Below are 23,662 nucleotides of genomic sequence, written 5' to 3' on the forward strand. Positions count from 1 at the left end.
CGCCAAGGCCCTGCTATGTCACCCGCCCCGGCGATTGCTCTTTTTGAAATACTCCCTGCGGAGCATGCAACCGCCGATCCAAACGCAAAGGCCGGGCATCGCACCCGGCCTCCCATCGCGCACCAAAGCCGCCGAGCGGGGGCTCGATGCCCCCCGAGGCGGCACCCCGATCAGGTCAATGCTGCACGCGGTCCATATATTGCGCCAGACCGCGCACTTGCCCCAGCCAGCTGTCCAGCAGTTTCGCATCATGCGGCGCGCCATGGACACCCACCGCGATCTCGCGCTTCAACACCGATTCCACCGCAAAGCTGACCGGGGTAGACACCAGCCGCGCCATCGCCGATCCGCGCGCATCGCCCCAGGCATCCATCGCCCAGGTCTCGTGGAACACCGGACGGCCATCGCGTTCTGCCTTCAGCGACACGAACAAGATCACCCGATCCGGCTCTCCGGGCGCGTAGGAATTCTCGGCAACAAACTGCGCCGCCATTTCAGCCAGACGCGCATCGCCGCTTGGGCCTTCCAGCGTCTCAATCTCGCGGAACACCGGGGTCCAGGCATCTTGCCAGCCGTTCAGACGGATGGTGCCACGCACGAAATCCTTGACCTTCCAATCGGCATCAAAGCGGTAATCTTCCATGAACGGATAAGAATCGCGGTTCGGATAAACCTCAAAGCTTTCCGGGATCGGCAGCGGTGCATCATATTTGGTGATCGCATCCCAAGGCCGATTGACCCGCAGTTCGCTGAAATTGCGCAAAGACCGCGACGGTGAACGCAGAGCCTTCAGCACCCCCAAAGGTGCCCACGAAAACTTATAGCGGAACGGGTTCGGGATCTTTGGCACGCCGCCGCAATAGCTGGTGAAAGAGATCACATTCTCAACGTCATAGGCTTTGGACGCGCGATACCGCGCCACCAGATCATGCGCCATCAGATGGTCGATACCGGGGTCCAGACCGACCTCGTTGACCGAAATCAGACCTGCCTCGCGGAACGCCTCATCCAGCGCTTTCATCTCGGGCGCGATATAGGATGACGACACAAAATGCGCCTTTTTCTCAAGGCAGGTCTTGGCAATCGCCACATGCTGATCGGCGGGCAGCATCGAAATTGCTATGTCGCCGGGCTGCAACGCGCTTGCCAAAGCCTCAAGACTATAGGCGCGAATATCCGCGCCCAGATCGCCGACAGCTTCGCGCGCCTTTTCAACCGTGCGATTCCACACCACGACATTGTGGCCATTTTCAATCAACCGCCGCAGGCCGGGGGCCGAGGACAGGCCAGTGCCGCACCAATGAATTGTCATGTTCTCTCTCCCCTTAAAGACCAGCTGAATGGCGGATGTATTCCGCCTCGGCCCGGCCCCAAACGCCAGAATTCAGATCGACCAGTGTTGCCAAGGATGGCAAAAGCTGGGCGGCATAATCTTCGCTGCTCTCCACCGGCAGCAAGGACGGCAGGTTGTCAATCGCGGTGACATCCAACACCGGGCTTTGCGCGACACGCAAAGCCGGCGCATCCCATTCGGTCACCCGGTCATAGACCTTGATCGGCGAGAAATCCGAGGTCGGATCGCAGGCAATATCGCCGATCACCGTCAGTTTCCGCGCCGTGTCGTCCTTGGCCGAGGCTGGCACGAACACCGGGCAGCCGGGGCGCGCAAGGATGCAATTCAGGAAAATCTCGTGCTGCAGCACCTGCGGGAACGGCCCGCCGCTGGCGGTCTCCGCCTGATCCCAGCCCGTGACATGCACGCCCAGCGCCGCGCACAGGTCCGATGCGCCAGTGCCGACGCGACCCAAAGCCCCGATCACGATGGCTTTCGGGCGTTTGAACTCCGCCAGATCAGCTTCCAGATCGGCCAACAATGCCGACTTGCCGGGGTATTTTGCCACTGGCCCGGCGATGCCGCCACGTTGCTGCGCCGCCCAGCATTTCAACGACACCGCAGCCCCCGCATAGCCCGCCCAATAGCCAAAGGCAGCAACCCGGCGGCCGGTGGAATCCACCAGATATTCCAGATCATACAAAGTGCCACCCCCTGCCTTGAAGCGCGCAAGCAACACCTGCCCCGCTGGCTGGCCCTTGTAGGCATGACCGAACATGATGTGGCGGTGGGTCAAAGGCGTGCCATCCTCGGGCAGCTCTTTCAGCCCAAAGATGATCGCATCGGCGGGCGCATGTGGCCACAGATTTTCGGCGACAATCTCACATCCTGCCGCCTTGTAACCCTCAATGCCAATCGCACGGACCGAGCTTTGCTCTACCGTCACCCGGATGCCCGCTGCAATCAGCGCCGCAGCCCCTTCGGGCGTCAGGCCAACACGTTCCTCATTCGGGCGTTGCTCTGCCCGGACCCAAAGATGCGTCATGCCTGTCCCTCGTGCTTAGGTCATTTTCCCGGTTCAATATCAGATCATCGCGCAAGAAACAGGGGGCGCGGCGGCGCATGGCCCGAATTTCGCCCAAACTGCGCTGTAACCCGAGTGGCGATACGGCAGCGTTCCAGCTATCCTTGCCGCACCCTGTTGAATGAGGCGCCTGATGTCCCTGTTTTCCCTGCTGACCGACATTCTGTTCATTGGTCATTCACTGGTCGGCCCAACTTTGCCAACCGTGCTGGATGCCACCCTGAAGCAGATGGGCGATCCGGCCGTGGTCGAGGCGCAGATCATCAACGGATCGTCCTTGGCCTATAACTGGGACAACTCTGCCAATGCCGAAGGGGTGGATGCCAAAGCACGGCTGAAAGCCCGCCCCGCCGATGTGTTGATCATGACAGAAGCGCAGCCGCTGAAGGCGCAACTGCAGTACAATGACACCGCAGGCTATGTGGCGAAATTCGCAGGCCTCGCGCTGGAGGCTAATCCGCAGACCCGGATTTTTGTCTATGAAACCTGGCCCAGCCTGAACTCTGGCCCCGGCATCGTCAGCAAAGACGACCCCGATGCGGGGATTGCGTGGCGCGAACGTCTGGCACTGGAATTGCCGCTGTGGGAGGGGGTGGTGGCCGATGCCTCTGCCAAGGCGGGGTATGAGGTGAAATTGCTTCCAGTGGGGCAGGCGATGGGGCATCTGGCCGATGAAATTAAGGCAGGCAAAGTGCCCGGGGTCAGCGATATCAAAGAGATGTTCTCGGATGACATCCACCTCAGCGGCAAGGGCCTGTATTTCGTGGCCATGGTGCAGGCTGCAGCGATCATGGACAAAAGCCCCGAGGGTGTGGCCGCCAAGGTCACCCGCGCGTGGACTTCTCGTGATGCGGTGATCACGCAGGAACAGGCCGGGGCGTTTCAGCGCATCGCTTGGGAGGCGCTGCAGACTTATGTTCCCGGAAAAATCGCCGCGCAGATCAACCCGGCTGCGGTGGTGGTGGCAGCGGCGTCTGACCCAATTAGTGCGGCCGCACCCACGCCCCCCCCTGCGGCAATGGATGCGCCATTCCCCAGCTTTAAACCCGTCACCAACACGCATCTGGCCTTGGGGCTGGCGGGGGTGAATGATTGGTCGGTGCAGCAGCCGTTCCTGAATGTGATGAAAACGGCGCGGCCTTGGATTGGCCATCTGCCCGGCCAATTCGGCGGCTGGACCGAGGCTGATCTCGCCAAGGCGGGGGCGCTGGGGCCGCATGGCTGGCCTGTGAAAATCCCGCCAGAGGTCGAGAAAATCTCAACCCTGATCCTGACCGAACTGCCCGCCGACGCCGCAGGTGTCGCGGGGCGGTATAGGCTCAGCTATCAAGGCAAAGGCACGCTGACGGTCGAGGGTCGGGTGCAAGTGGTTGCTGAACAACCCGGAGAGGTGTTGTTCGATTTCACCCCCGGCGATGGTCTGGTTGCGGTGACTTTGCTGGCTTTGGATGCCACCGATCCGATCCGTGACATCGTGGTGGTGCGGGCATCGCGGGCGCAAGCCTTGGCCGATGGCGCGATCTTCAACCCCGATTGGTTGGCGCGGATCAGGGGCGTGAAGGGGCTGCGGTTCATGGATTGGATGATGACCAATGATTCCTCCTTGGCCGATGTCAAGGATCGCCCCTTGCCTGCGGATTATTCCTATGCCCGCAACGGCGTGCCTGCCGAGGTGATGGTGGCGCTGGCGAATGAATTGCACGCCGATCCGTGGTTCACCCTGCCGCATCTGGCCAGCGATGATCTCGTGCGTATCTATGCGCAAATCGCGCATGATGGCTTGGACAAGGGGCTGAAAGCGCAGGTCGAATACTCCAACGAAGTCTGGAACTGGCAATTCGCGCAAGCCCGCTGGGCAGAAGAACAAGGCATTGCGCGCTGGGGGCAGGACAAGACTTGGGTGCAATTCTACGGGTTGCGCGCAGCACAGGTGATGGCGATCTGGTCGGATGTGTTCAAAGATGACCCAACCCGGCTGACCCGCATCATGGCTGTGCAAACCGGCTGGCTTGGTTTGGAAGAACAAATCCTCGACGCGCCTTTGGTGGTGGCCGAGGGTCTGCCCGCCCCCGCCGACAGCTTTGACGCCTATGCAGTGACAGGTTATTTCAGCGCGGAATTGGGCGGTGAGCAGAAATATACCACGGTGAAAGATTGGCTGAAGCAATCCGCCGAGGCCGCGCGCAACGACGCCGCAGCGCAAAGCCTGACCGGCGCCGATGCCGATGCCTTTGTCGCAGCCCACCGCTATGATCTCGCCGACAAGCTGGCGGGGCAAGAGCTGCGCGATGGCTCTGTGACAGGCAATCCGGGCAACAGCGTGACGCAGATGCTGGCCGAAACCCTGCCCTATCATGCCACCATAGCCGCCAATCGCGGGCTCAAGCTGATGATGTATGAGGGGGGCAGCCATGTGGTCGGCTATGGGTCGGCTGTCGATGATGAGGAATTGACCGCCTTTTTCGTGCATCTGAACTTCACTCCCGAAATGGGCGCGCTTTATGCCGAAATGCTGGCGGGCTGGCAGTTGATCTCGGATCAGCCTTTCAACGCCTTTGTCGATGTATTCCGCCCGTTGAAATGGGGGTCTTGGGGCGCGTTGCGGCATCTGGGCGATAACAACCCGCGCTGGGATGCGCTGGCGCAGGGCTGCATAACGTGCTGAACCCGCAGCTGTCGGTGATCATCCCGGCGTCAAACGAGGCAGGCTATATCGGGGCCTGCCTGACGGCGCTGTTTGCGTCAGATGTGGCGGGCGAGTGTATTGTGGTTGCCAACGGCTGCCGCGACAACACCGCCGCCATCGCGCTGGGGTTTGCGGCGCAGGCCAAAGCCGCTGGCTGGACGCTGACCGTGCTTGACCTTGCACAAGGCGGCAAACCCAATGCGCTGAATGCAGGCGACCGGATCGCCACGGCAGCGGTGCGGGCCTATCTGGATGCCGATGTGCAGGTCTCTCCTGATCTGATGGCGCAACTGGTCGCGGCGCTGTCTGTCACAGATCCGCTTTACGCCACCGGAACCGCCCAGATCCCGCGCGCGCAAAGCGCTGTGACGCGGGCCTATGCAAGATTCTGGCAGCGCTTGCCCTTCGCCCAAAGCACCGCCCCCGGCTATGGCCTGTTTGCGGTCAACGCCGCAGGCCGGGCGCGCTGGCAGGATTTCCCGCGCATCATCTCGGACGATACCTTCGTGCGACTGCAGTTTGAACCGCACGAGCGGGTGCAGGTGCCAGCCCCCTACGCATGGCCGATGATCGAAGGGTTCAATGCCCTGACCCGCGTGCGCCGTCGTCAGGATGCGGGCGTCGCCGAAATTGATCGGCTGTATCACGGTCTGCTTGCGCGCGAAGCCAAAGCCCCCCTTGGCAAATCACGCTTGTTGGCGCTGGCATTGCGCGACCCGTTAGGCTTTGCCACCTATGCCGCCGTGTCCATCGCCGTGCGCCTGAAACGCGATCAGAATTGGACGCGCGGTCGTTAACGGGCGAAAACCCACACAATAGATAGACCTAAGCACAACATAGTGTGGCCCTCTACATTTCGACCCACAAGTCTGTCCCCGCTGGGACAAACGCCACCAATCTCAACCCGCGATCGCCACAAGCCGGAATTCGAGCGAATTCCGTGCACGATTTCCGCGCGGAAATCGCCTTACAGATCAAACGTCGCGAACACCGGGGCGTGGTCAGAAGGCTGCTCCCATCCCCGCACTGGCCGCAAAATCCGGCTGGCATGGGCAGATCTGACGATATCCGGCGTGGCCCAGATGTGATCAAGGCGGCGGCCCTTGTCAGCTGCATCCCAATCGGGCGAGCGGTAACTCCACCAGCTGAACAGCTTGCCTTCGGGAATATCGGCGCGGGTGACATCGACCCAGTTGCCCGCCTCCATCACCGCGCCGAAATGTTCAACCTCGATGGGCGTATGACTGACGATCTTCAGCAGGGCTTTGTGATTCCACACATCATCCTCACGCGGAGCGATGTTCAGATCGCCGACAAGGATCGACTTGGATGGCTTTTCACCATGAAACCAATCGCGCATCTCGGTCAGGAAATCCAGCTTCTGGCCGAACTTCAGATTCTGCACCCGGTCAGGAATATCGCCGCCCGCAGGCACATAGCAATTGTGGATCACCACGCCATTGGGCAGCCGCGCCGCCACATGCCGCGCATGGCCCATCAATACGAAATCGCGCCCGCCCACATCTTCCAGCGGCAGCTTTGAGATGATCGCCACGCCGTTATAGCCCTTTTGCCCACGCGCAACCATGTAGTTGTAACCCAAGGCGCGGAACTGCTCGACCGGGATCAACTCGACCGGGCTTTTGCACTCTTGCAGGCACAGCACATCCGGTGACTCGCTGGCCATCAATTGCGTGACAAGGCCTTCGCGCAGGCGAACCGAGTTGATGTTCCAAGTGGCGAGGGTGAAAGTCATGGCGCGCTCCTGATCCAGAGCATCAAGCCTATGCGGGCCGTTCCCAAGAGGCAAGCAAGCTGCCGGAACGTCAGACCCTGCCGGAACATCAGACATTCCTGCAAGTCACACCCCAGACAAAAAGTCGCCCAGCCAAGGTGGCCGGGCGGAAGGTCCAACAGGGAGGTAATCTCCAAGATATACCACAGAATACCGCCGTTTGGCTCAGACTGTTACAAATTCCCGTCGGCATGGCTTTTTCGCCACAACCCGAGATTGCGCCATCGCCGCACAGGGATCCGATCACTTGGTCAGGATCAGCTTTGCCGATTTGGTGATGCGCAAAGTGTAAATCTGGCCGTCCAGCTCGATATAAGCCGTCCCCGCCCCCCCAGTCAGCGCGCGGGCGTCGTAACGCAGGGTACGGTCGGATGCGACGGGTTCCGGCGCGGGGGCCATAGGCGAAAGGATCTTGGTTTCGAACATCGGGTTGCTCCGCAGCAGCTGGTTGCAGGTGATCACTGGCTTCCCTGATGCGGGTGGCTTGGCGTTGGGATTAACCTATCAAATTGGTCGGGATTGTAAATCCTGATTCTTTTACTTAGCTTTAACAATCATCATTTGAGCCTGCTTTTTCCCGGCAGCGCCCGACGTTCCAAACCTGATCTGCTGCCTAGCCTAACCCGCCACAGCCTGCGGCAGCAGCCAAGTGCCACTGGCTGGCAGGGCATTGGTGCGAATCGGGCAACCATAGGCGCTGGAAAGCTGGGCATCGGTCAGCACGGCCTCGGGTGTGCCAGCGGCAACCAGGCTGCCCTTGGACAGCAAAGCCAAGCGGTCGGCAAACATCGCTGACAGGTTCAGATCATGCATCACGGCGATCACGCCTCCGCCCGCATCGGCAAAGCGCCGCGCCAGTCGCATCACTTGCAACTGATGCCCCAGATCAAGGCTGGCGACCGGTTCATCCAGAAACAGCCAGCGCGCCGCGCCATCGGCCACCGGGTTCCAGACCTGCACCAAGGCGCGGGCAAGCTGCACGCGCTGACGTTCGCCGCCCGACAGGTCCTGATAATTGCGGCTTGCGTATTGCAGCAGATCTACCTCTGCCAAAGCCCGCTGCGGCAGATCGCGGTTTTCAGCATGTTGGCCCATGCTGAGGCCAAGCTGGATCACCTCCAGCACGGTGAACGGAAACGCCAGCTGTGTTTCCTGCGCCATCACCGCGCGGATGCCCGCCAATTGCCATGCCTTGGCGCGCGCCACATCCAAGCCGTTCAGGCTTATCTTACCCTGACAGGCAACCTCACCCGTCATTGCCCGCATAAGGGTGGTCTTGCCCGAGCCATTCGGCCCGACAATCGCCGTCAGCGTGCCGGGGCGTGCGGTCAGGCTGACATCGCGCAGCACCGGGCGGCGGCCAAGTGCCACCGAAACATCTTCAACGATCAGCATCGCTTACAACCCCATCAGGCCCTGACGCCGTATCAAAATCCACAAGAACACCGGAGCGCCCAGCAATGCCGTCACAATACCGATCGGCAATTCGGCGGGGGCTACGATGGTGCGGGCGATCATATCCGCCGCCAAAAGCAGGCTAGCGCCCAGAAGGGCTGCGTTGATCAGCAGATAGCGGTGGTTCGGCCCGGTCGAGATTCGCAACAAATGTGGCACCACGATGCCGATAAAACCGATGCCGCCCGAAACTGCCACGGAAGCACCCGTTGCCGCTGCCACCGCAAGGATGGTCAACCGCTTCAACCGCTCAATCTCAATGCCCAGATGCGCGGCTTGCGCCTCGCCCAGCGCCAATGCGTTCAGGCCGCGCGCCATCAGCGGCGACAGCAGCAGCACAGGCAGGATGAACGGTGCCGCCGACGCGATCTTGCCCCAACCTGCCCCCGCAAGCGAGCCCATGCCCCAGAATGTCAGATCGCGCAGCTGGCGATCATCGGCCAGATAGACCAGCACGCCGATCACAGCACCGCCCAAAGCCCCCAATGCGATACCCGCCAACAGCATGGTCGCCACCGAAGTCTGACCGCCACGCGTCGCCACGCGGTAAAGCAGTAATGTTGTAACCCAACCGCCCACAAAGGCCGCCACAGGCACCAGCTGGCCGCCGAAATGCACAGCGATGCCTGCAGGCAGCAGCCCGCCCAACACAATCGCCATCACTGCCCCAAGCCCTGCCCCCGCGCCAACCCCAACAATGCCGGGATCAGCCAAAGGGTTGCGGAACAGCCCTTGCATCAGCGCGCCAGAAACGGCCAAGGCGGCTCCGATCAGCATGCCCATCGCCAGACGCGGCAAGCGGATGTTCCACAAGATCACCTGATCGCGCTGCGAAAGCTGCCTTTGGATCACGGCATCGCCCAGATCAAGCAGCGACAGCCCAGCCGCCCCAGTGCCCAAAGACAGCACCGAAACCGCCAACAGCAGCACGATCAGCAGCTTTGTCATCAGGGCGGCGCGCGCTTCGCGGTCGTCGCCCGCCATCACCCGCACCATGCCAAGCGACACCATGTCAGCCTCCTCTCAACCCGCCTTGGGATAGAGCGCGTCGTACAGCGCATGAGCGGCATCGGGCGTGCGTGGGCCAAAGCCCAACAACATCATGCCATCCATTCGCAGAATTGCCCCGGCCTGTGCCGCAGGGGTCTGCGACAGAGTCGGATGCGCCATCACATCCGCGTTGTTGATCGCAAGATCACCCTCACGGTCCATCATCAGGATCAGATCGGGTGCGGCGGCCAAAACCGCCTCATCCGTCATCTGCTTGTAGCCCTGAAACCCGCTCGCCGCATTGACGCCCCCTGCCAAAGCGATGATGCCTTCTGCCGAAGAGCCTTCGCCCCCCGCCATCAAACGCCCACCTTGCAGTGACAGCACAAACAACACGCGCTTTTTCACGGGCACAGCAGCGGCGCGGGCCTCGGCTTCGGCCAGACCAGCCTGAACCTTGGCGGCCAGTGCATCACCTTCGGCCTTGCGACCCAAAGCGTCAGCCACTGCGTTGATCTTGGCAACCACACCCGCCGGGGTCGGATCGCCCGGCATCCGCAGGAACGGCACACCTGCCGCGTTCAACACATCGACCGCCGCCGGAGGGCCAGCATCCGCCTCGGCCAAGATCAGATCGGGGGCGACTGACAGCACACCTTCTGGTGAAAGCCCCCTGATATAACCGACATCGGGCAGGCCAGTGACCTGCGCGGGGTAATTCGAGGTCGAATCCCGCGCCACCAACAGGTCGCCAGCCCCCAAAGCCACAGCAATTTCGGTGACCGAGCCGCCAAGCGTCACGACCCGTTTGGCATCCTCGGCCACCGCTGGAGTGATCAGCGCGACTGAAACAGCCAGCGCCAGACCTGCCCGCAGAGAATTCAAATTCAACATCATGCCAGCTCCGCCTCAAGCGCCGGAAGCGCTGTCACGAAGGCATCCCATGCCACCGGCGGCGCATCTTTGCGATAGCCGAAGATCTGCAGGATCAAACCGCCCTCGGCATCAAAGGCCTCAATGGAAATCGCATCGCCGCGCTGCGTCGGCTTGATCACGCGCCAACATTCGGCGATGTGATCGGCACGCAGATGCAGGTTGAAGCGCGGGTCCATTACATTGATCCAAGGCCCCATCGGCACTATTTTTTCGACCATCCCGCCATGAATCTGGATACAGCCCGCGTTGCCAACAAAGATCATCAGCGGAATCTTCTGATCAGCCGCCGCATGCAGAACCTGCGTGATCGCATCGCGCGCAATCGGTGCAGCAAACGGCGCACCAACCATGCGGTTCGCGCCCAGACGGTTGAACTTCAACCGATGTGTCAGGCGCAGAAACTGATGCGTGTCGGTCATCGCCTTCCATTCGGTGCGCAATTCTTCAAGCCGTGCCGCGTCGCCCTTCGGGCCTTCAACCGGGGCGCGCGCAGTCAAGGTCAGGCTGCCCGACTGTTCCGGCAGGCGCAGCGCCGCGACCAAAGCATCAAACGCCACGGCATCCGAAGCTGCGTTCAGATGCACCTTGTGCACCGCATCGCCCGCCGCATCGAAGACCTGAATACTGCGCTTCGGGCCATCCTCGCCCGCGTCGACCAACGCAAAGCCGAATTTCCAATGGCTGGGGAACATCCGCATATCAATTTCGGAGCCCAGCACCATCGACGCATGCGCGCCCGAGTGGTAATCCTTGTAGATGCCGCGCCGCTCGTGGACGCAGCTTTCATTGCGGGTCAGCGCCAGCACATCGCCAAGATTGCCCAACAGCGGAAACAGCGCATCGGGCGCCGCATTGATCGCAGTGGCAGTATGGCCGACATAAGCCGCCACCAGCTCGGCCTCGGTGATTCCCTGCAGTGCTGCAAAATCGCGTGCGCGTGCCTTGGGGTTTTCAGCGCGCAAGGCGCGAATCTGCTCGGGGGTATGCGTGCTGGGGGTATGCGTGTTGGCCATGCCAGAATCCTAACGTTTGCAGGGAGGCGCGGGTCTGGCGGGCCGAACGGGCGTGGCTGGAGCGCAAGGGTCCGATATATCTTCAGGGATATACTTGACAGTTATAGTCTGGCTTTTTATGAGCTTATTCTTGACAGATCAAGTCGGAATATATTCTGCCGCCAGCTTGCACCCCGGCAAAGCCAGCCATTTGCAGACCCCTTAACAAGGAACGCACATGCTGCCTCGCCGTACACCCGCCCTGCGCGGACAACTTCTGCTATCAACCTTTGCGATTGCCCTGATCGCTGCCCCCGCCGCCGCCCAAGAAACCCCCGCCGCCGATGACGGCGTATTTCAAATGCTGGGCCGGATGATTTTCGGCGCAGGCACCGCGAAAGTCGCCATCGACACGCCGCAAGCCGTCACCGCGCTTGAACAGGCCGACATCGACCAAAAGCAACCCAAAACCCTGTCAGACCTGCTGAAAGGCGTGCCCGGCGTGCAGACCGCTGGCGCATCGGCGCGTCCACTGGGCCAAGCGTTCAACATCCGAGGCATCGGTGCGACCGAGCAAGCCGCCTCGGAAGACCGGATCAAAGTCACCATTGACGGCGCGCCAAAGTTCTTTGAGGGCTACCGCATGGGCGCATTCTTTGGCGATCTGGAGCTGTTCAAGCGGGTTGAAATTCTGCGCGGCCCAGCCTCGTCAACGCTTTACGGCACCGGCACCATCGGCGGCGTCATCGCCTTTACCACCAAAGATGCCAGCGATTTCCTTGCAGATGGCGAAACCACTGCCCTGCGCTTCAAAGGTGATTACGGGTCCAACGGCGATTCCACCGGCGCTGGCGTGATCTTGGCGCATCGTGCGGGCAATGCGGAATTTCTGGCCTCGCTGCACAAATCTGACAGCGGTGTGCTGAAAGACGGCGCTGGCAATGACATCCTTGGCACCGAATTTGACGGCACCTCGGCCTTGCTGAAAAGCAAATTCAGTTTTGGTGAGGCCGACGACCAATCCGTGACATTGTCCTATTCGCGCAGCTCGGCCGATCTGAAAAACACCCAAGTGGTGCAAACCGGCGGCTCGGCGTTCTTCTCGGTCTTTGGTCTGGCCGATATCGCCACCACCGACGACACCGCCACCGTCACCTATAGCCACGGCGTCGCGGGCAATGATCTGCTCGATTTGAAGGTGCAACTGTCTTACACCAACACCACTGTGGATAAATCCAACTTCCATGACGGTGCGTTCAGTTGCGGTCCGGGCAACCTTGCGATCCTGTGTGACAGCACCTACGGCTATGAAACCTTCGCGCTTAAGGTCGAGAACACCGCCGATCTGTCCTTTGGCGGCTGGCAGAACTTCCTGACCACAGGTGTGCAATTCACCGAACAGACGCGCACTGCGTCTTCGACTTCGGGCAACTTCGCGTTCCATCCCGAAGGCAAAGACAGCAAGGTTGGCGTCTATGCGCAGGGTGAATTCACCCTCAATGAACGCTTTGTGCTGATCCCAGGTATCCGCTTTGACTTCGGCGACCGGGACCCTTCGGCTGCAGTGATTGCGGCGGGCGGGGACGCGACCAATGACACCGCGATGTCGGCCTCTCTGGCGGCTTTGTATAAGTTCACCGAAACCTTCTCGGTGTTCGCATCCTATTCCACCACCGAGCGGATGCCGACGCTGGACGAACTTTACACCAGCAGCGGCACCCAAGCGGCAAGCTTTAACCTTGAAAAGGAAAAGGCCGAAACCATCGAGCTGGGCTTCACGGTTGATAAGCAAAACCTGATTTCCGAAGGCGATGTGCTTCAGGTGAAAGCCACTGCTTTCCACAACGATCTGGAAGACCTTATCACCCGCAACACCGGCGCGCCTGCTGGCACCGCTTATTATACCAACATCGGCAAAGCCGCGATCTGGGGCGCTGAACTGGAAGCCTCTTATGATGCCGAGCGTTGGTTCGCCTCTGCATCATGGAGCAGCGTCAAGTCGCAAAACCGCGTCACTGGCGCGCAACTGGCTGAAACACCTGCGGAAAACGTATCGCTGTCCTTGGGCATGAAATTGCCAGAGCAAAATCTGACACTCGGCTGGCGCGGTTATTACTTTGACGAAATCAGCACTGGTGCAGCAACCACGACGGGCAACGCGCTGGCGGGCAAATCCTATGACACCCACGATCTGTTCGTGGCGTGGAAGCCGGATGAAGGCGCTTTGCGCGGTCTGGAAGTCAACTTCGCGGTCGAGAACATGTTCGACAAAGCCTATATCAACAACCTCGCCTTGGATAACGGCGTTGGCCGGAACTACAAAATCTCGGTCGCCAAGTCGGTGACTTGGTAATGCGCAAACTTGGCGCTCTTATCATAGGGGCGGGCCTTCTGGCCCCCCCTGCTTTTGCCCAAGGCCTTGCCTCGGATCTGGCTGCGCCACATGCGCCCAGCACTGATCTGTTCAGCATCATCCTGTCTGCGCATTGGGTCGTGCAGGCGGTCATGGTGATGCTGGCCGTGGCAGCCTTTGCGGCGCTGACCATCATGGTGCAGAAGATCGCCGAACTGACGCTGGCCTTTCGCGCCCTGCGCCGCTCTGCCCAACAGCTGACCACCGCGACCACGCTTGCCGCAGCCGTGCGCGGCCTGCACGGCCAGCGCGATGCAGCCAGCCAAATGGCGCGCGTCGCCGCCGATGAATTCGCCAACCTGTCCGAATTTCCCACCGACTCCGCCTATGCGCATGCCGCCCAACAGCGCACCCGCCTTGCGATGGACCGGATCGAGGCCGGGGCCTTGGCGCGTCTGCGCGCAGGGTCGGGGTTGCTGGCCTCTATCGGGGCGACCTCGCCCTTTATCGGGCTGTTCGGCACCGTGTTCGGCATCATGAACGCCTTCCTTGCGATTGCCGAAACCAAGACCACCAGTCTGGCCGTCGTCGCACCCGGCATTGCCGAAGCCCTTTTCGCCACCGCCATCGGCCTGCTGGCTGCGATCCCGGCGGTGCTGATCTACAACGGCCTGTCGCGCGCGGTCATCGCCTATCGCCGCAAGCTGGCCGATTCCGCTGCCCAGATCGAGCGTCTGCTCAGCCGCGACATCGACCGCCGCCACGCTGCACAATCCCCCCAAACCACGGGCTAAAACATGGCGATCACCCCCAGCACCAGCCGCGATGACGAAGATGATGCGATGGCCGATATCAACGTCACGCCATTTATCGACGTGATGCTGGTGTTGCTGATTGTGTTCATGATTGCAGCCCCGCTTTCGACCGTGGATGTGCCGCTGAACCTGCCGTCATCCTCAGCAGCCGCGACCGAGCGACCCGAAGATCCGGTCTGGCTTTCGCTTGCCCCGGATCTGACGCTGACCTTGGGCAACCAGCCCCTAAGCGAGACCGAACTGCAAGCCGCCCTTGATGCTCAGACCAAAGGCAAACGTGATGTGCAGGTGTTTCTGCGCGCCGACCGCGTCGTGCCCTACGGCGATCTGATGACCGTGCTGGATCAGTTGCGCATGGCGGGCTATCTGAAAGTGGCCCTCGTCGGATTGCAAAGCACCACTGCCGCACCAACGCAGGTGACACCATGAGCAAACAGTTCCGCAACTGCCCGATGTCCTGCCCAATTGCCGCCGCAGCGCAACCGCAACGCGCGTGGCTCAGCTGGACGCTTTCGGCGACCACGACCGCGCTTATCCTGAGTGCGGCCAGTGCCTTGGCGCTGACCTCTCATTCCACGCCCATCATGGATCAGCCGATTTACCTGACCCTGCCGCCCGCTCCCGCTGCCGCCGAAAGCGTCGCCGCGATGACCGACCCCGCCCCGGTTGCCAGCGCCGAGGCCCCGCCCCAAACCGCCGCAGCCCCGCCGGATGCGGCAGAGCCCGACACCGCTCCTGATCTGCCGCCCGCGCAACCGCTGGCCAAGCCCAGCCCGCCCGACATGCCAAAACCCAACACCTTGGCCGATGCCAAACCTAACCCGGACACCGCGCTGCCGCTGCCCGATCCCTTGCCCACCCCCGACGCGATGCCCGCAGCAGCCAAGCCTTTGCCAATAGAAAAGCCACCAGAGCCTGCAAAGCCAAAGCCTGCAAAGGCAAAAAAGCCGGCGAAGACTGCCGATAAGCCGAAAAAGGCTGATAAAAAGCCCGCCAAAGCTAAGACCCAGAAATCCGACGAACCGGCCCCGAAGAAAACCACCAAAGCCGATGCGTCGGCCCCAAGTGCGGGGGGTGCGACGGCCGCAGTAAAGGGCGCAAAAGCAGCGGCGCAGGGGCAATCCCCGGCAGCTTACCAGAAAGCTGTGATGAAAAAGATCCGCGCCACCAAACGCCCGACCAGCCCCGGCAAAGGCATCGCCGTTGTGGGCTTTGCAATCTCGGCAAGTGGTGGTCTGTCGGTGGTGAAAATCGTGAAAAGCTCGGGCAATCCGGCGCTGGATTCCGCCGCAGTCAGCCATATCAAACGCTCGGCCCCGTTCCCGGCCCCCCCCGCTGGCACCTCGGCGCGTTATTCGTTCGAGTTTGTGGGAAAATAGCCTTAAGCCAATGCGATCAAGTGGTTATCCCACAAAGTCGCGTTGCGGCTCAGCGGCATCAAACCAGCGTGACCATAGCCCCAAACCCCGCCCTGCCCATCGGTCAACCGCAAGTCATCGCCCACCGCCGCCGCTCCCGAAACATCGGCGCGCTGATCTGTTGCCAGCCATTGCCCTGCCCCATTAAACAGCATCACCACCCCCGCCGGGGCCGAGGTCAGCGCGATCAGATCGCTCGCACTACTGACCGCAATCGAGCCTGCATATCCTTTCATCGCATATGCCTGATCATCAGGGGGCGGGCAAAGCACGGGGGCAGCCCCCGGCACCCACAGGCCCAGTTGCGCCACAGGCTCGAACGGATCGCCTTCCCACTGCATCGCAAACGCCACGCCGTCGCCCAGCAGCGCCAGATGCCGGATCGAATTTTGGTGCAGCGCGTCTTCCAGTTCCACCTGATCCAGCAGTGCGCCTTCGGGCGAGAGCAAACTCAGGTTGGGTCGCATCACATCGACATTCAGCTTGGTGCGGTCGCCGGGGTCGGTTTCAATCCCGCCATTCGCCACCACGATCCGGCCATCCGCCAACCGCCTGATATCATGCGGGCCAATGCCGTGGCTGTCCCATTCAGCGATCCGAGTGAACGCCGCAGTCTCCCACAGCCCAATCCGCCCCGCCGAGCCTTCCGCCACCACCTCAGATGTCATCAGCAAGCTGCCATCCATCGAAAACGCGCCATGGCCGTTGAACTGCCGCCCCTCAGGTGGGGTCAGTCGGTGCCGCGTCACCCCGGTCAGACAATCCAGCACCAAGGCAAAGGTGCCCGGACGCCGCGCGAAGGCCACCGCCAATGCCTGTGACGGATGCGCCGCCGCCGCGTGGCCGCGCGCGGGTAAGCCAATCTCGAACAGGCTATCACCCGCCGCACTTAGGCCATGCAGCACAAAGTCATCGCCCAGTTTACCCGCCGCCAGAAAGGCTGGCGAGCCGACCTCGGCCCAAGACACCCGCGGCAAGCTGGCCGCCGACAAGCCAGAGGCCAGCCCCGCCAGAAATGCCCGCCGCGTCGCCATGTCAGTCACCATCCGCCGCGTTAAAGCCGATGCCGACGTCCAATTCAGGCCCAAGCTCGGCCAGCACCGTGATATCCAGCGCCGCGATGGCTTGCTGCAAAATCTCGACCTTCAGGCGTCCTCCGGGTGTAGCAACACCCGCGAAAACCGGATCATTCAAGCTCTTGGCCTGCGTGATGGCGCGGTCAAAGCCTGCCAAGGTCTGCGGCGCATCCGGGGTCAGCGTTACCACCATCGCGCGCAAAGCTTGCAACGACAACAAGACGTTGCGCAGACTGCGACCCGAGGCCACCGCCTCGGCGCGCTCGGGTCGCGGCTTGTCGAACGTGCCCAGTGGCCGCGCCAGCCGCTGATCTTTGTCAAACTCCAGCCCCGCCACGATCTGAGTAAACATCACCTGCCGCACCTCTGGCCGGGTCTGATAAGTCGTGTTGCCCGCCGCACCAGCCGTCAGCACGGTTTTGGCATAGCCGTTCAGCCAAGCCTCATTGATCTGATGCGCGATACGGGCCAGATCCAGCGTGGTGGCGCGGATCAAATCGCACGGGTCGGCGGGCAAAGGCTCTGCCGGATACAGCAGACGCTCCAGCCCGGTCAGGCCGCGCGCCGCCACCGATTGGTCGGGAAAATGCGCGGGCGTCAATTGCAACGGATCGCCCAACAGCAAGCCGCGCTGCGCCTTGGCACCCGAGCCTTTCGGGTCGGGCCAGAACGCAATCGCCACCGAATGGCCATCTGCCTCTGCCGGACCAAAGCGCAAATGCTGCACGCCCAACCAAGCATCATAGGCGGCATTGAAGCCCGGCTTCAGCCCCTCAGCCTTGCAGTTTTGCGCCGCTTCATCCGACAAAGCCTGCGTCGCCGCCGCAAAATCGGCATAGCCGGGCAGAATATGATCGGAAACCGTCTGCTCAAAATCCGCCAAAGCCGGGGTGGCGCAGATCGGCAAAGCACAGCACAGCGAAAGCAGTATTGGGCGCAGCAGCATGATTACAAACTTTCAAGAAAAGCGATGATGGCGTCACGGTCGTCTTTCGGCAGCGCCACCACGGCGTCGCGGCTGGCCTGCGCCTCGCCACCATGCCACAGCACCGCTTCCAGCAGATTGCGCGCGCGCCCGTCGTGCAGAAACTCGGTGTGACCCGAGACGTGCGCCGTCAAACCAATCCCCCACAGTGGCGGAGTTTTCCATTCGCTGCCCGTCGCACGGCCCTCGGGGCGGTTGTCGGCCAGCCCCGGCCCCATGTCATGCAGCAACAGATCGGTATAGGGCCAGATCAACTGAAAGCTCTGCTCGGGCTGATCTTTCAAGCGGTCGGTGACATATTTTGGCGTATGACAGGACGTGCAGCCGCTGTCATAGAACACCTGCTTGCCGCGCAAAATCTGCGGATCATCGACGCCCCGACGCTCTGGCACACCCAGATTGCGGGCATAAAATGTCACCAGATCAAGGCTTTGGTGATCTACCTCCAGCCCATCGCGCACGCCGGGCTCTTGCCCGCTGATGGCCGCCCGACAAGCGGTCTGCGCGGCGGTGCAATCGCCCCAAGGATCGGTGTGCAAAGCGGTGGAAAGCCCCATATCGCCCTGAAACGCCGCCGCGGATTGATCGCGGATCGCGGCTTTGCCACCTTTGAAGCCAAACCGCCCCAGCATGGGCGCACCATCAGCGCCAGCCGGAACCATGCTTGCGCGGCCCGAGATACCATCACCATCGGCATCCTCTTCGTCGACCTGCGCCAGAATATCAGCCTCGGGGATCGCTTCCAGCAGCCCCAAGCCGATCATCTGCGGCGCAATGCGTGGCGACAGCATCACATCGCTCGCCATCGGCCCATACCCCAGATCGGCCACAGAATAGCGCGGCGCGCGCAAAGACACCACGCTGCCATCGGCCAGCGTCACCGGCACCTCAGTATAATCAATCACCATCCGGCCTTCCGACGCGATCCCGGTCGCGGCGAAATCCTGAAACTGACCGCCATAGGTCGGCTCGTCTTGCGTCGCCAGCCAATCCTTGATCTCGGCAGGATTGCCGCCCCCCGGCACCGACAGCCGCAGAAACATCGACACAGCGCTTTCCTGCGGCCCCGGCACATGGCCACGCCCGTCTTTCAAATGGCAATCCTGACAGCCGCGCGCATTGAACAGCGGCCCCAGCCCGTCTGATGCCAAAGTCGAGGCCGGCGACGGCACCCAAGCCTTGGTGAACAACGCATTGCCAAGGTTGAAATTCATCTGCCGGTCAAACGCCATATTGCCGGAAAACTGCGAGAACGCATCCGCTCCGGGCCGCACCCGCACCGAGGCAGCTCCACCCGATTTGGCCTCAAACATCTCGGCCTTGCTGAAATCCTGTGGCGCAGCCAGCACCCGCGCGATCCGCGCAGTCTCGGCCGCCGTGCGCGGGATCACTTGCAACGGCATATCTTCGGGGCCTTGGGCAAGGGCTGGCCCGCCTGCCACCGCCAATACAATCGTCAGGACGCGGCGCATCCGGGTCTTCCCTATATCAGTTGGCACCGCAGCGCTCGCGTGCAAGGCGAAGCGCTGCGCCACCTGCCTACACAGAATGGGTTTCAGCGCCTTATCCCTGCCAAAAGCAAGCACAAGGCGCTGACAAAGGCGTTACTGGAACACCGCCGACGGATTATCAAGGCTGTCCGAGCCTTCGATGCTGGTGCCGCTCAGCCCCAGCACAGTTATCGCGCGCTGGATCGAGGCCGTTTGCGTGACCAAACCGTTCACCCCGGCCATCACCAAATCTTCACCCTCTTTGTTGCCAGCAGCCAGCATCTGATCGTAAGCCATGCCGCCTTCCGATGCCTTTTTGATCGCCCCCAAAGCTGCGACCGACGCATCCAGTTCTGACTTCAACTGAGCATCCACCGCCGGATCAGCCGCCGCGACCAGTTCGGAAATCGACGCCCCCGACACCACGCTGCCATCAATCCGGGTATATTTGCCAAGATAGACGTTCTGGATGCCAAGGCCGTCGTAGTAATGGCTGTCTGCAGTGTCGTCCGAGAAGCAATCATGCTCTTCTTCCGGGTCGTTCAGCATCAGGCCCAGACGCATGCGCTGGCCCGCAACCTCGCCATAAGACAAGCTGCCCATCCCGGTCAAAATCGCCGACAAAGCCGCCTTGGGGTCGCTTTCAATGGTCGCGCGCGCAGAGCCGCCCGTGGCCCATTGCAGCGCCATATCGGCCAGATCGGTCACCAGCAAATCCGTCGCAGCCTTCAGATACTCCGCCCGGCGATCACAATTGCCGTTGGTGCAAGCCTCGCCCTGCGCATAATCGGTGAAGGCACGGTTGCCCGCCCCCGGCCCGGTGCCGTTCAGATCCTGCCCCCACAACAGAAACTCCACCGCGTGATAGCCCGACGCCACATTGGCCTCGATGCCCCCCGCTTCTTGCAACGTGCCCGAGATCAGCTCTGGCGTGATCTTGGTCGCATCGACCTCGGTGCCCGAGATCACGAATTTCGGATTGGCGATCACGTTCAACGTCGCCAGATCGTTCTCTTCCGACTTGCCATAAGACGGATCAACATAGTCGATCAGCCCCTCATCCAGCGGCCAGGCGTTGACCTTCCCCTCCCAGTCATCCACCGCCGCATTGCCAAAGCGGAACGCCTCGGTCTGCATATAGGGCGGGCGCGAGGCCAACCATGCGGCGCGCGCGGCCTTCAGGCTGTCGTCGCTGGGGCTGGAAATCAGCGCATCCACCGCTGCTTGCAGCTCTTTGGCTTTGATCAGGCTGTCTTCATAGCCCGCCGCTGCGATATCCGCATAGGTCTTTGCAACCGCCGCCGGATCGGCGGCTAAAGCGGGCTGGACAGCCGCCGCGACGGCTGTGGTGGCAAGCAAGGTGAAAAACGCAGGGCGCATATGGGATCTTTCCTAGTGACGCGTGGTTGGATGGGCAGAGGAATTGCCGTGGATCGAAGGGTATGCCGAAAGTTTGTGAATGATATCAAGCGTGGCCCGCCCCACATAGCCAGCCGTCAACACGGCCTCATAGGCCACATCGGGCGGCAGCATGGTCAGCGCAAAGGCCATCGCATCTTCGCGGTCGCCCGCAGTGGCAGCCGCCACCATCTGCGCAAAGGCACTTTCATCGCCGCCAAGACAGGTGCAAGCGGTATGGTGCCGCATCAAGGGCCGCCGCCCCATCTGCACCATCAGCGAGAGCAGGTGCGCCAGATGATTGACCTCGATCGCGGCCACTTCCGGGCCAAGGATCGCGGTGAATTCTTCGGCCACGGCAATACGACCTGCCTCGCCATCGCACCACTGCCGCAGCAGGCGCACAACGCCACGCTCCAGCGGCGGCATATCCGCCAACACCCCCACCGCAGCAGCGCCTCGGGATGGATTGGCTGGGCTTGTGGCCTTGGCTTTCGATGTTTTGAACCAAGAATAGCTCATGATCTGTCGACTGCCCCTCAAGCCTGTGTGTTGCATCCTAGCGCTGCCACCTTGGGCAGGCGTTTTCACATTAACTGACTGATTTAGTATGAATTGTAAATCCGATTCTTTTGCTAGGCAATCAGCACCACCCGCCTGCGCACCACGCCGCTTGACCCAACACATGCGCCCGTGCAGTCATGCCGCCATGACCCAAAGTGCCCTCTGGAAGAACCGCAATTTTCGGCTGATGTTCGCCTCGTCGGCGGTAACCAATCTGGGCGATGGCCTGATCACGGTGGCCGTGGCATGGCTTGCCACCCTCCTGACCAATGATCCTTTCCTGATCGGCCTTGTCGCCACCGCCCGCCATCTGCCGTGGTTTCTGTTCGCTTTGCCCGCAGGCGTGATCACCGACCGCGTGGATCACCGCCGCCTGATCATCGGGGCCGATTGCCAGCGCTTTGTGCTGTCGCTGGCCCTGCTCAGTCTGGCCTTGACCGCAACCCCCGGCACCGCGCCCGTGCTGGTGATGGCGGCACTCTCCTTCATCCTTGGCAGCGCCGAGGTGCTGCGCGACAACACCGCACAAACCTTCACGCCTTCGGTTGTCGAGAAAACCCAACTGGAACAAGCCAATGGCGCGATGTGGAGCGCTGAACAACTCGCAGGCCAGTTCATCGGCCCCCCGCTCGCCGGGCTGTTGATCGGCATATCGGTGGCGCTGCCCTTCGGCATCCAAGCCGCAATGCTCGCCGCAGCCATTGGCTTTATCGCCAGCATGACCCTGCCGCGCCGAGTGCAAACCGCACCGCATTTGCCGATGCGCGCCGCCCTGAAAGAGGGCATGCTTTGGCTCTGGCATGACCTGCCTCTGCGCAGACTGGCCTTTATATTGGGCGGTTTCAACTTCATCGGCTATGGCTTCGCCGCCGTGCTGGTGCTTTACAGCCAGCGCGTGCTGGGCCTCGATGCTTTTGGCTTCGGCGTGTTCCTGACCTTGGCGGCTTGCGGCGGGCTGGCGGCGACGCTGATCGGCCCGCGCATCCTGCGCCACATCCGCCCGCGCTCGGCCATCCTGCTGGGCATGGCCGGTTTCACAGGCGCTGCTTTGGTCTTGGCCCTGCAAGCGCCCCTTTGGCTGATCGCCATTGCGATGGTGCTGGATGGCTTTTTCGGCATGCTGTGGAACATCGCGCAAGTCAGCTACCGCCAACGCCACATTCCCGCCCCCTTGCTTGGCCGCGTCAACGCCGCCTTCCGCTTCATCGGCACCGGCCCCGCCGCCTTTGGGGCGTTCAGCTTTGGCGCGCTGATCTCTTGGGCCGCACCTTGGGGCACTGTCGAAGCTGTGCTCCTCCCATACGCCGTCGCAGCGGCCATCGGCGGCACGCTGACAATTTACGCCGCCGCCCGCCTGCACCTGCGCTGATCTTCTGCACCTGCGCTGATCTCAAGATAAAAAAAGGCCGGGCACAAGGCCCGGCCAGGTCCAACAGGGAGGGTGCTGTGTCATAACCCCGACACAGCAAGGGGAACTTTTGGCCGCCGGGCGGGGAGGGCGCCGTTTAGCCTGAACCAATAGATAACCATCCAATCAGGCAACAATAAGACCCGTAAGTGACGAAATCCTTACCTTGGGTCAGCTGGTTTCCGCCTTAGGCCACCAGCTTGTAGCCGCCATTTTCCGTCACCAGCAGCCGCGCATTGCTGGGGTCAGACTCGATCTTCTGGCGCAAGCGGTAGATATGGGTTTCCAACGTATGGGTGGTCACCCCGGCGTTATAGCCCCAAACCTCGTGCAGCAGCACATCACGAGCCACAACACCTTGCTGCGCGCGATACAGGAACTTCAGGATGTTGGTTTCCTTTTCAGTCAACCGCACCTTCTTGTCCTTCGCATCGACCAGCATTTTCTGTGCCGGTTTGAATGTATACGGCCCCATCTGGAACACCGCGTCTTCCGACTGTTCATGCGTGCGCAATTGTGCCCGGATCCGCGCCAATAGCACCGGAAATTTGAACGGCTTGGTCACATAATCATTGGCCCCCGAATCAAGACCCAAGATCGTGTCACTGTCCGTGTCATGCCCCGTCAGCATCATGATCGGGCATTTCACCCCGGCCTTGCGCATCCGGCGGCACAATTCGCGGCCATCGGTATCCGGCAAACCAACGTCCAAAATCACCAGATCAAACAGCCCCGCCTTGACCTTCTCCATGCCTTCGGCACCATTGCGGCCCTCAAACACGTCGAAATCTTCGGTCATCACCAGTTGTTCGCTCAGCGCTTCGCGCAAATCGTCATCGTCATCAACCAGCAAAATCTTCCGCAAAGTAGCCATTCGAGCCTCC

21 protein-coding genes are annotated in these 23,662 nt (G+C 61.5%); 7 read left to right on the forward strand and 14 right to left on the reverse strand.

From position 1 onward, the window contains the following. Positions 1-175 precede the first annotated feature (175 nt). Positions 176-1,312 (reverse strand): saccharopine dehydrogenase family protein, encoded by a 1,137-nt coding sequence (locus QQJ98_RS04280; protein ID WP_284324089.1) that lies wholly within the window; start codon positions 1,310-1,312, stop codon positions 176-178. A 13-nt stretch (positions 1,313-1,325) separates the two neighbouring features. Next, positions 1,326-2,378 carry a saccharopine dehydrogenase gene (locus tag QQJ98_RS04285; RefSeq protein ID WP_284324090.1) on the reverse strand — a complete coding sequence of 351 codons (1,053 nt, stop codon included), beginning with the start codon at positions 2,376-2,378 and terminating at the stop codon, positions 1,326-1,328. A 172-nt stretch (positions 2,379-2,550) separates the two neighbouring features. Between QQJ98_RS04285 and QQJ98_RS04290 the strand changes: the two genes are divergently transcribed. Together QQJ98_RS04290 and QQJ98_RS04295 are read left to right on the forward strand one after the other, a co-directional pair. Continuing rightward, positions 2,551-5,082 carry a hypothetical protein gene (locus QQJ98_RS04290; protein WP_284324091.1) on the forward strand — a complete coding sequence of 844 codons (2,532 nt, stop codon included), beginning with the start codon at positions 2,551-2,553 and terminating at the stop codon, positions 5,080-5,082. Further along, positions 5,079-5,900, forward strand: coding sequence for a glycosyltransferase family 2 protein (locus tag QQJ98_RS04295; RefSeq protein WP_284324595.1), 822 nt, complete (start codon positions 5,079-5,081; stop codon positions 5,898-5,900). The genes QQJ98_RS04290 and QQJ98_RS04295 overlap by 4 nt, the downstream gene beginning before the upstream one ends. A 170-nt stretch (positions 5,901-6,070) precedes the next feature. Here QQJ98_RS04295 and QQJ98_RS04300 read toward each other — a convergent pair whose 3' ends face one another. The 6 genes from QQJ98_RS04300 to QQJ98_RS04325 form a co-directional block, all read right to left on the reverse strand. Beyond that, on the reverse strand, positions 6,071-6,859 hold the full coding sequence (locus tag QQJ98_RS04300) for an exodeoxyribonuclease III (RefSeq protein ID WP_284324092.1): 789 nt from the start codon (positions 6,857-6,859) through the stop codon (positions 6,071-6,073). Between the two features lie 282 nt (positions 6,860-7,141). Continuing rightward, entirely contained in the window at positions 7,142-7,297 is a 156-nt protein-coding gene (hemP, locus tag QQJ98_RS04305) for a hemin uptake protein HemP (RefSeq protein WP_284324596.1), read from the reverse strand. Between the two features lie 219 nt (positions 7,298-7,516). Then, on the reverse strand, positions 7,517-8,293 hold the full coding sequence (locus tag QQJ98_RS04310) for a heme ABC transporter ATP-binding protein (RefSeq protein WP_284324093.1): 777 nt from the start codon (positions 8,291-8,293) through the stop codon (positions 7,517-7,519). Positions 8,294-8,296: 3 nt separating this feature from the next. Further along, on the reverse strand, positions 8,297-9,364 hold the full coding sequence (locus QQJ98_RS04315; RefSeq protein WP_284324094.1) for a FecCD family ABC transporter permease: 1,068 nt from the start codon (positions 9,362-9,364) through the stop codon (positions 8,297-8,299). Positions 9,365-9,376: 12 nt separating this feature from the next. Further along, positions 9,377-10,240 carry a heme/hemin ABC transporter substrate-binding protein gene (locus tag QQJ98_RS04320; protein WP_348523125.1) on the reverse strand — a complete coding sequence of 288 codons (864 nt, stop codon included), beginning with the start codon at positions 10,238-10,240 and terminating at the stop codon, positions 9,377-9,379. Next, positions 10,237-11,292, reverse strand: a complete 1,056-nt coding sequence (locus tag QQJ98_RS04325; protein WP_284324095.1) for a hemin-degrading factor — start codon at positions 11,290-11,292, stop codon at positions 10,237-10,239. The genes QQJ98_RS04320 and QQJ98_RS04325 overlap by 4 nt, the downstream gene beginning before the upstream one ends. A gap of 217 nt (positions 11,293-11,509) precedes the next feature. Here QQJ98_RS04325 and QQJ98_RS04330 point away from each other — a divergent pair, with 217 nt between their 5' ends. From QQJ98_RS04330 to QQJ98_RS04345, 4 genes are read left to right on the forward strand one after another with little or no spacing between them, the layout of a single operon-like run. Beyond that, entirely contained in the window at positions 11,510-13,624 is a 2,115-nt protein-coding gene (locus QQJ98_RS04330) for a TonB-dependent receptor domain-containing protein (RefSeq protein ID WP_284324096.1), read from the forward strand. After that, positions 13,624-14,418 carry a tonB-system energizer ExbB gene (gene exbB / locus QQJ98_RS04335; protein WP_284324097.1) on the forward strand — a complete coding sequence of 265 codons (795 nt, stop codon included), beginning with the start codon at positions 13,624-13,626 and terminating at the stop codon, positions 14,416-14,418. The genes QQJ98_RS04330 and exbB overlap by 1 nt, the downstream gene beginning before the upstream one ends. Before the next feature lie 3 nt (positions 14,419-14,421). Next, positions 14,422-14,868 (forward strand): TonB system transport protein ExbD, encoded by a 447-nt coding sequence (exbD, locus tag QQJ98_RS04340; protein ID WP_284324098.1) that lies wholly within the window; start codon positions 14,422-14,424, stop codon positions 14,866-14,868. Beyond that, complete coding sequence (locus QQJ98_RS04345; protein WP_284324099.1) at positions 14,865-15,818, forward strand: TonB family protein; 954 nt, start codon at positions 14,865-14,867, stop codon at positions 15,816-15,818. The genes exbD and QQJ98_RS04345 overlap by 4 nt, the downstream gene beginning before the upstream one ends. Positions 15,819-15,820: 2 nt before the next feature. On the opposite strand, the gene QQJ98_RS04350 is transcribed toward QQJ98_RS04345, so the two are convergent. From QQJ98_RS04350 to QQJ98_RS04370, 5 genes are all read right to left on the reverse strand, one after another. Then, positions 15,821-16,891, reverse strand: coding sequence for a DUF1513 domain-containing protein (locus QQJ98_RS04350; RefSeq protein WP_284324100.1), 1,071 nt, complete (start codon positions 16,889-16,891; stop codon positions 15,821-15,823). A gap of 1 nt (position 16,892) precedes the next feature. Beyond that, on the reverse strand, positions 16,893-17,879 hold the full coding sequence (locus QQJ98_RS04355) for an imelysin family protein (RefSeq protein ID WP_284324101.1): 987 nt from the start codon (positions 17,877-17,879) through the stop codon (positions 16,893-16,895). Positions 17,880-17,881: 2 nt separating this feature from the next. Continuing rightward, on the reverse strand, positions 17,882-19,321 hold the full coding sequence (locus QQJ98_RS04360) for a di-heme oxidoreductase family protein (RefSeq protein WP_431307797.1): 1,440 nt from the start codon (positions 19,319-19,321) through the stop codon (positions 17,882-17,884). Between the two features lie 201 nt (positions 19,322-19,522). After that, positions 19,523-20,788 carry an imelysin family protein gene (locus QQJ98_RS04365; RefSeq protein ID WP_284324103.1) on the reverse strand — a complete coding sequence of 422 codons (1,266 nt, stop codon included), beginning with the start codon at positions 20,786-20,788 and terminating at the stop codon, positions 19,523-19,525. A gap of 12 nt (positions 20,789-20,800) precedes the next feature. Further along, positions 20,801-21,328: a hypothetical protein gene (locus QQJ98_RS04370; RefSeq protein WP_284324104.1), complete on the reverse strand. Its 528-nt coding sequence runs from the start codon at positions 21,326-21,328 to the stop codon at positions 20,801-20,803. Positions 21,329-21,515: 187 nt separating this feature from the next. On the opposite strand from QQJ98_RS04370, the gene QQJ98_RS04375 reads away from it, so the two are divergent. Next, positions 21,516-22,739, forward strand: a complete 1,224-nt coding sequence (locus tag QQJ98_RS04375; protein ID WP_284324105.1) for an MFS transporter — start codon at positions 21,516-21,518, stop codon at positions 22,737-22,739. Positions 22,740-22,965: 226 nt separating this feature from the next. Here the strand turns inward: QQJ98_RS04375 and QQJ98_RS04380 are convergent, their stop codons facing one another. Beyond that, positions 22,966-23,652 (reverse strand): response regulator transcription factor, encoded by a 687-nt coding sequence (locus QQJ98_RS04380; protein WP_284324106.1) that lies wholly within the window; start codon positions 23,650-23,652, stop codon positions 22,966-22,968. Between the last annotated feature and the right edge of the window lie 10 nt (positions 23,653-23,662).

This window comes from Cypionkella aquatica, assembly GCF_030161095.1.
Taxonomy (GTDB): domain Bacteria; phylum Pseudomonadota; class Alphaproteobacteria; order Rhodobacterales; family Rhodobacteraceae; genus Cypionkella; species Cypionkella aquatica.

Bases quoted from the DNA above. Each gene is read 5' to 3' on its own strand.
- QQJ98_RS04310 (WP_284324093.1), bottom strand. From the start codon at position 8,293: ATGCTGATCGTTGAAGATGTTTCGGTGGCACTTGGCCGCCGCCCGGTG.
- hemP (WP_284324596.1), bottom strand. From the start codon at position 7,297: ATGGCCCCCGCGCCGGAACCCGTCGCATCCGACCGTACCCTGCGTTAC.
- QQJ98_RS04350 (WP_284324100.1), bottom strand. From the start codon at position 16,891: ATGGCGACGCGGCGGGCATTTCTGGCGGGGCTGGCCTCTGGCTTGTCG.
- QQJ98_RS04300 (WP_284324092.1), bottom strand. From the start codon at position 6,859: ATGACTTTCACCCTCGCCACTTGGAACATCAACTCGGTTCGCCTGCGC.
- QQJ98_RS04315 (WP_284324094.1), bottom strand. From the start codon at position 9,364: ATGGTGTCGCTTGGCATGGTGCGGGTGATGGCGGGCGACGACCGCGAA.
- QQJ98_RS04360 (WP_431307797.1), bottom strand. From the start codon at position 19,321: ATGCCGTTGCAAGTGATCCCGCGCACGGCGGCCGAGACTGCGCGGATC.
- exbD (WP_284324098.1), top strand. From the start codon at position 14,422: ATGGCGATCACCCCCAGCACCAGCCGCGATGACGAAGATGATGCGATG.
- QQJ98_RS04370 (WP_284324104.1), bottom strand. From the start codon at position 21,328: ATGAGCTATTCTTGGTTCAAAACATCGAAAGCCAAGGCCACAAGCCCA.
- QQJ98_RS04290 (WP_284324091.1), top strand. From the start codon at position 2,551: ATGTCCCTGTTTTCCCTGCTGACCGACATTCTGTTCATTGGTCATTCA.
- QQJ98_RS04320 (WP_348523125.1), bottom strand. From the start codon at position 10,240: ATGATGTTGAATTTGAATTCTCTGCGGGCAGGTCTGGCGCTGGCTGTT.
- QQJ98_RS04375 (WP_284324105.1), top strand. From the start codon at position 21,516: ATGACCCAAAGTGCCCTCTGGAAGAACCGCAATTTTCGGCTGATGTTC.
- QQJ98_RS04285 (WP_284324090.1), bottom strand. From the start codon at position 2,378: ATGACGCATCTTTGGGTCCGGGCAGAGCAACGCCCGAATGAGGAACGT.
- QQJ98_RS04330 (WP_284324096.1), top strand. From the start codon at position 11,510: ATGCTGCCTCGCCGTACACCCGCCCTGCGCGGACAACTTCTGCTATCA.
- QQJ98_RS04280 (WP_284324089.1), bottom strand. From the start codon at position 1,312: ATGACAATTCATTGGTGCGGCACTGGCCTGTCCTCGGCCCCCGGCCTG.
- QQJ98_RS04365 (WP_284324103.1), bottom strand. From the start codon at position 20,788: ATGCGCCCTGCGTTTTTCACCTTGCTTGCCACCACAGCCGTCGCGGCG.
- exbB (WP_284324097.1), top strand. From the start codon at position 13,624: ATGCGCAAACTTGGCGCTCTTATCATAGGGGCGGGCCTTCTGGCCCCC.
- QQJ98_RS04355 (WP_284324101.1), bottom strand. From the start codon at position 17,879: ATGCTGCTGCGCCCAATACTGCTTTCGCTGTGCTGTGCTTTGCCGATC.
- QQJ98_RS04345 (WP_284324099.1), top strand. From the start codon at position 14,865: ATGAGCAAACAGTTCCGCAACTGCCCGATGTCCTGCCCAATTGCCGCC.
- QQJ98_RS04380 (WP_284324106.1), bottom strand. From the start codon at position 23,652: ATGGCTACTTTGCGGAAGATTTTGCTGGTTGATGACGATGACGATTTG.
- QQJ98_RS04325 (WP_284324095.1), bottom strand. From the start codon at position 11,292: ATGGCCAACACGCATACCCCCAGCACGCATACCCCCGAGCAGATTCGC.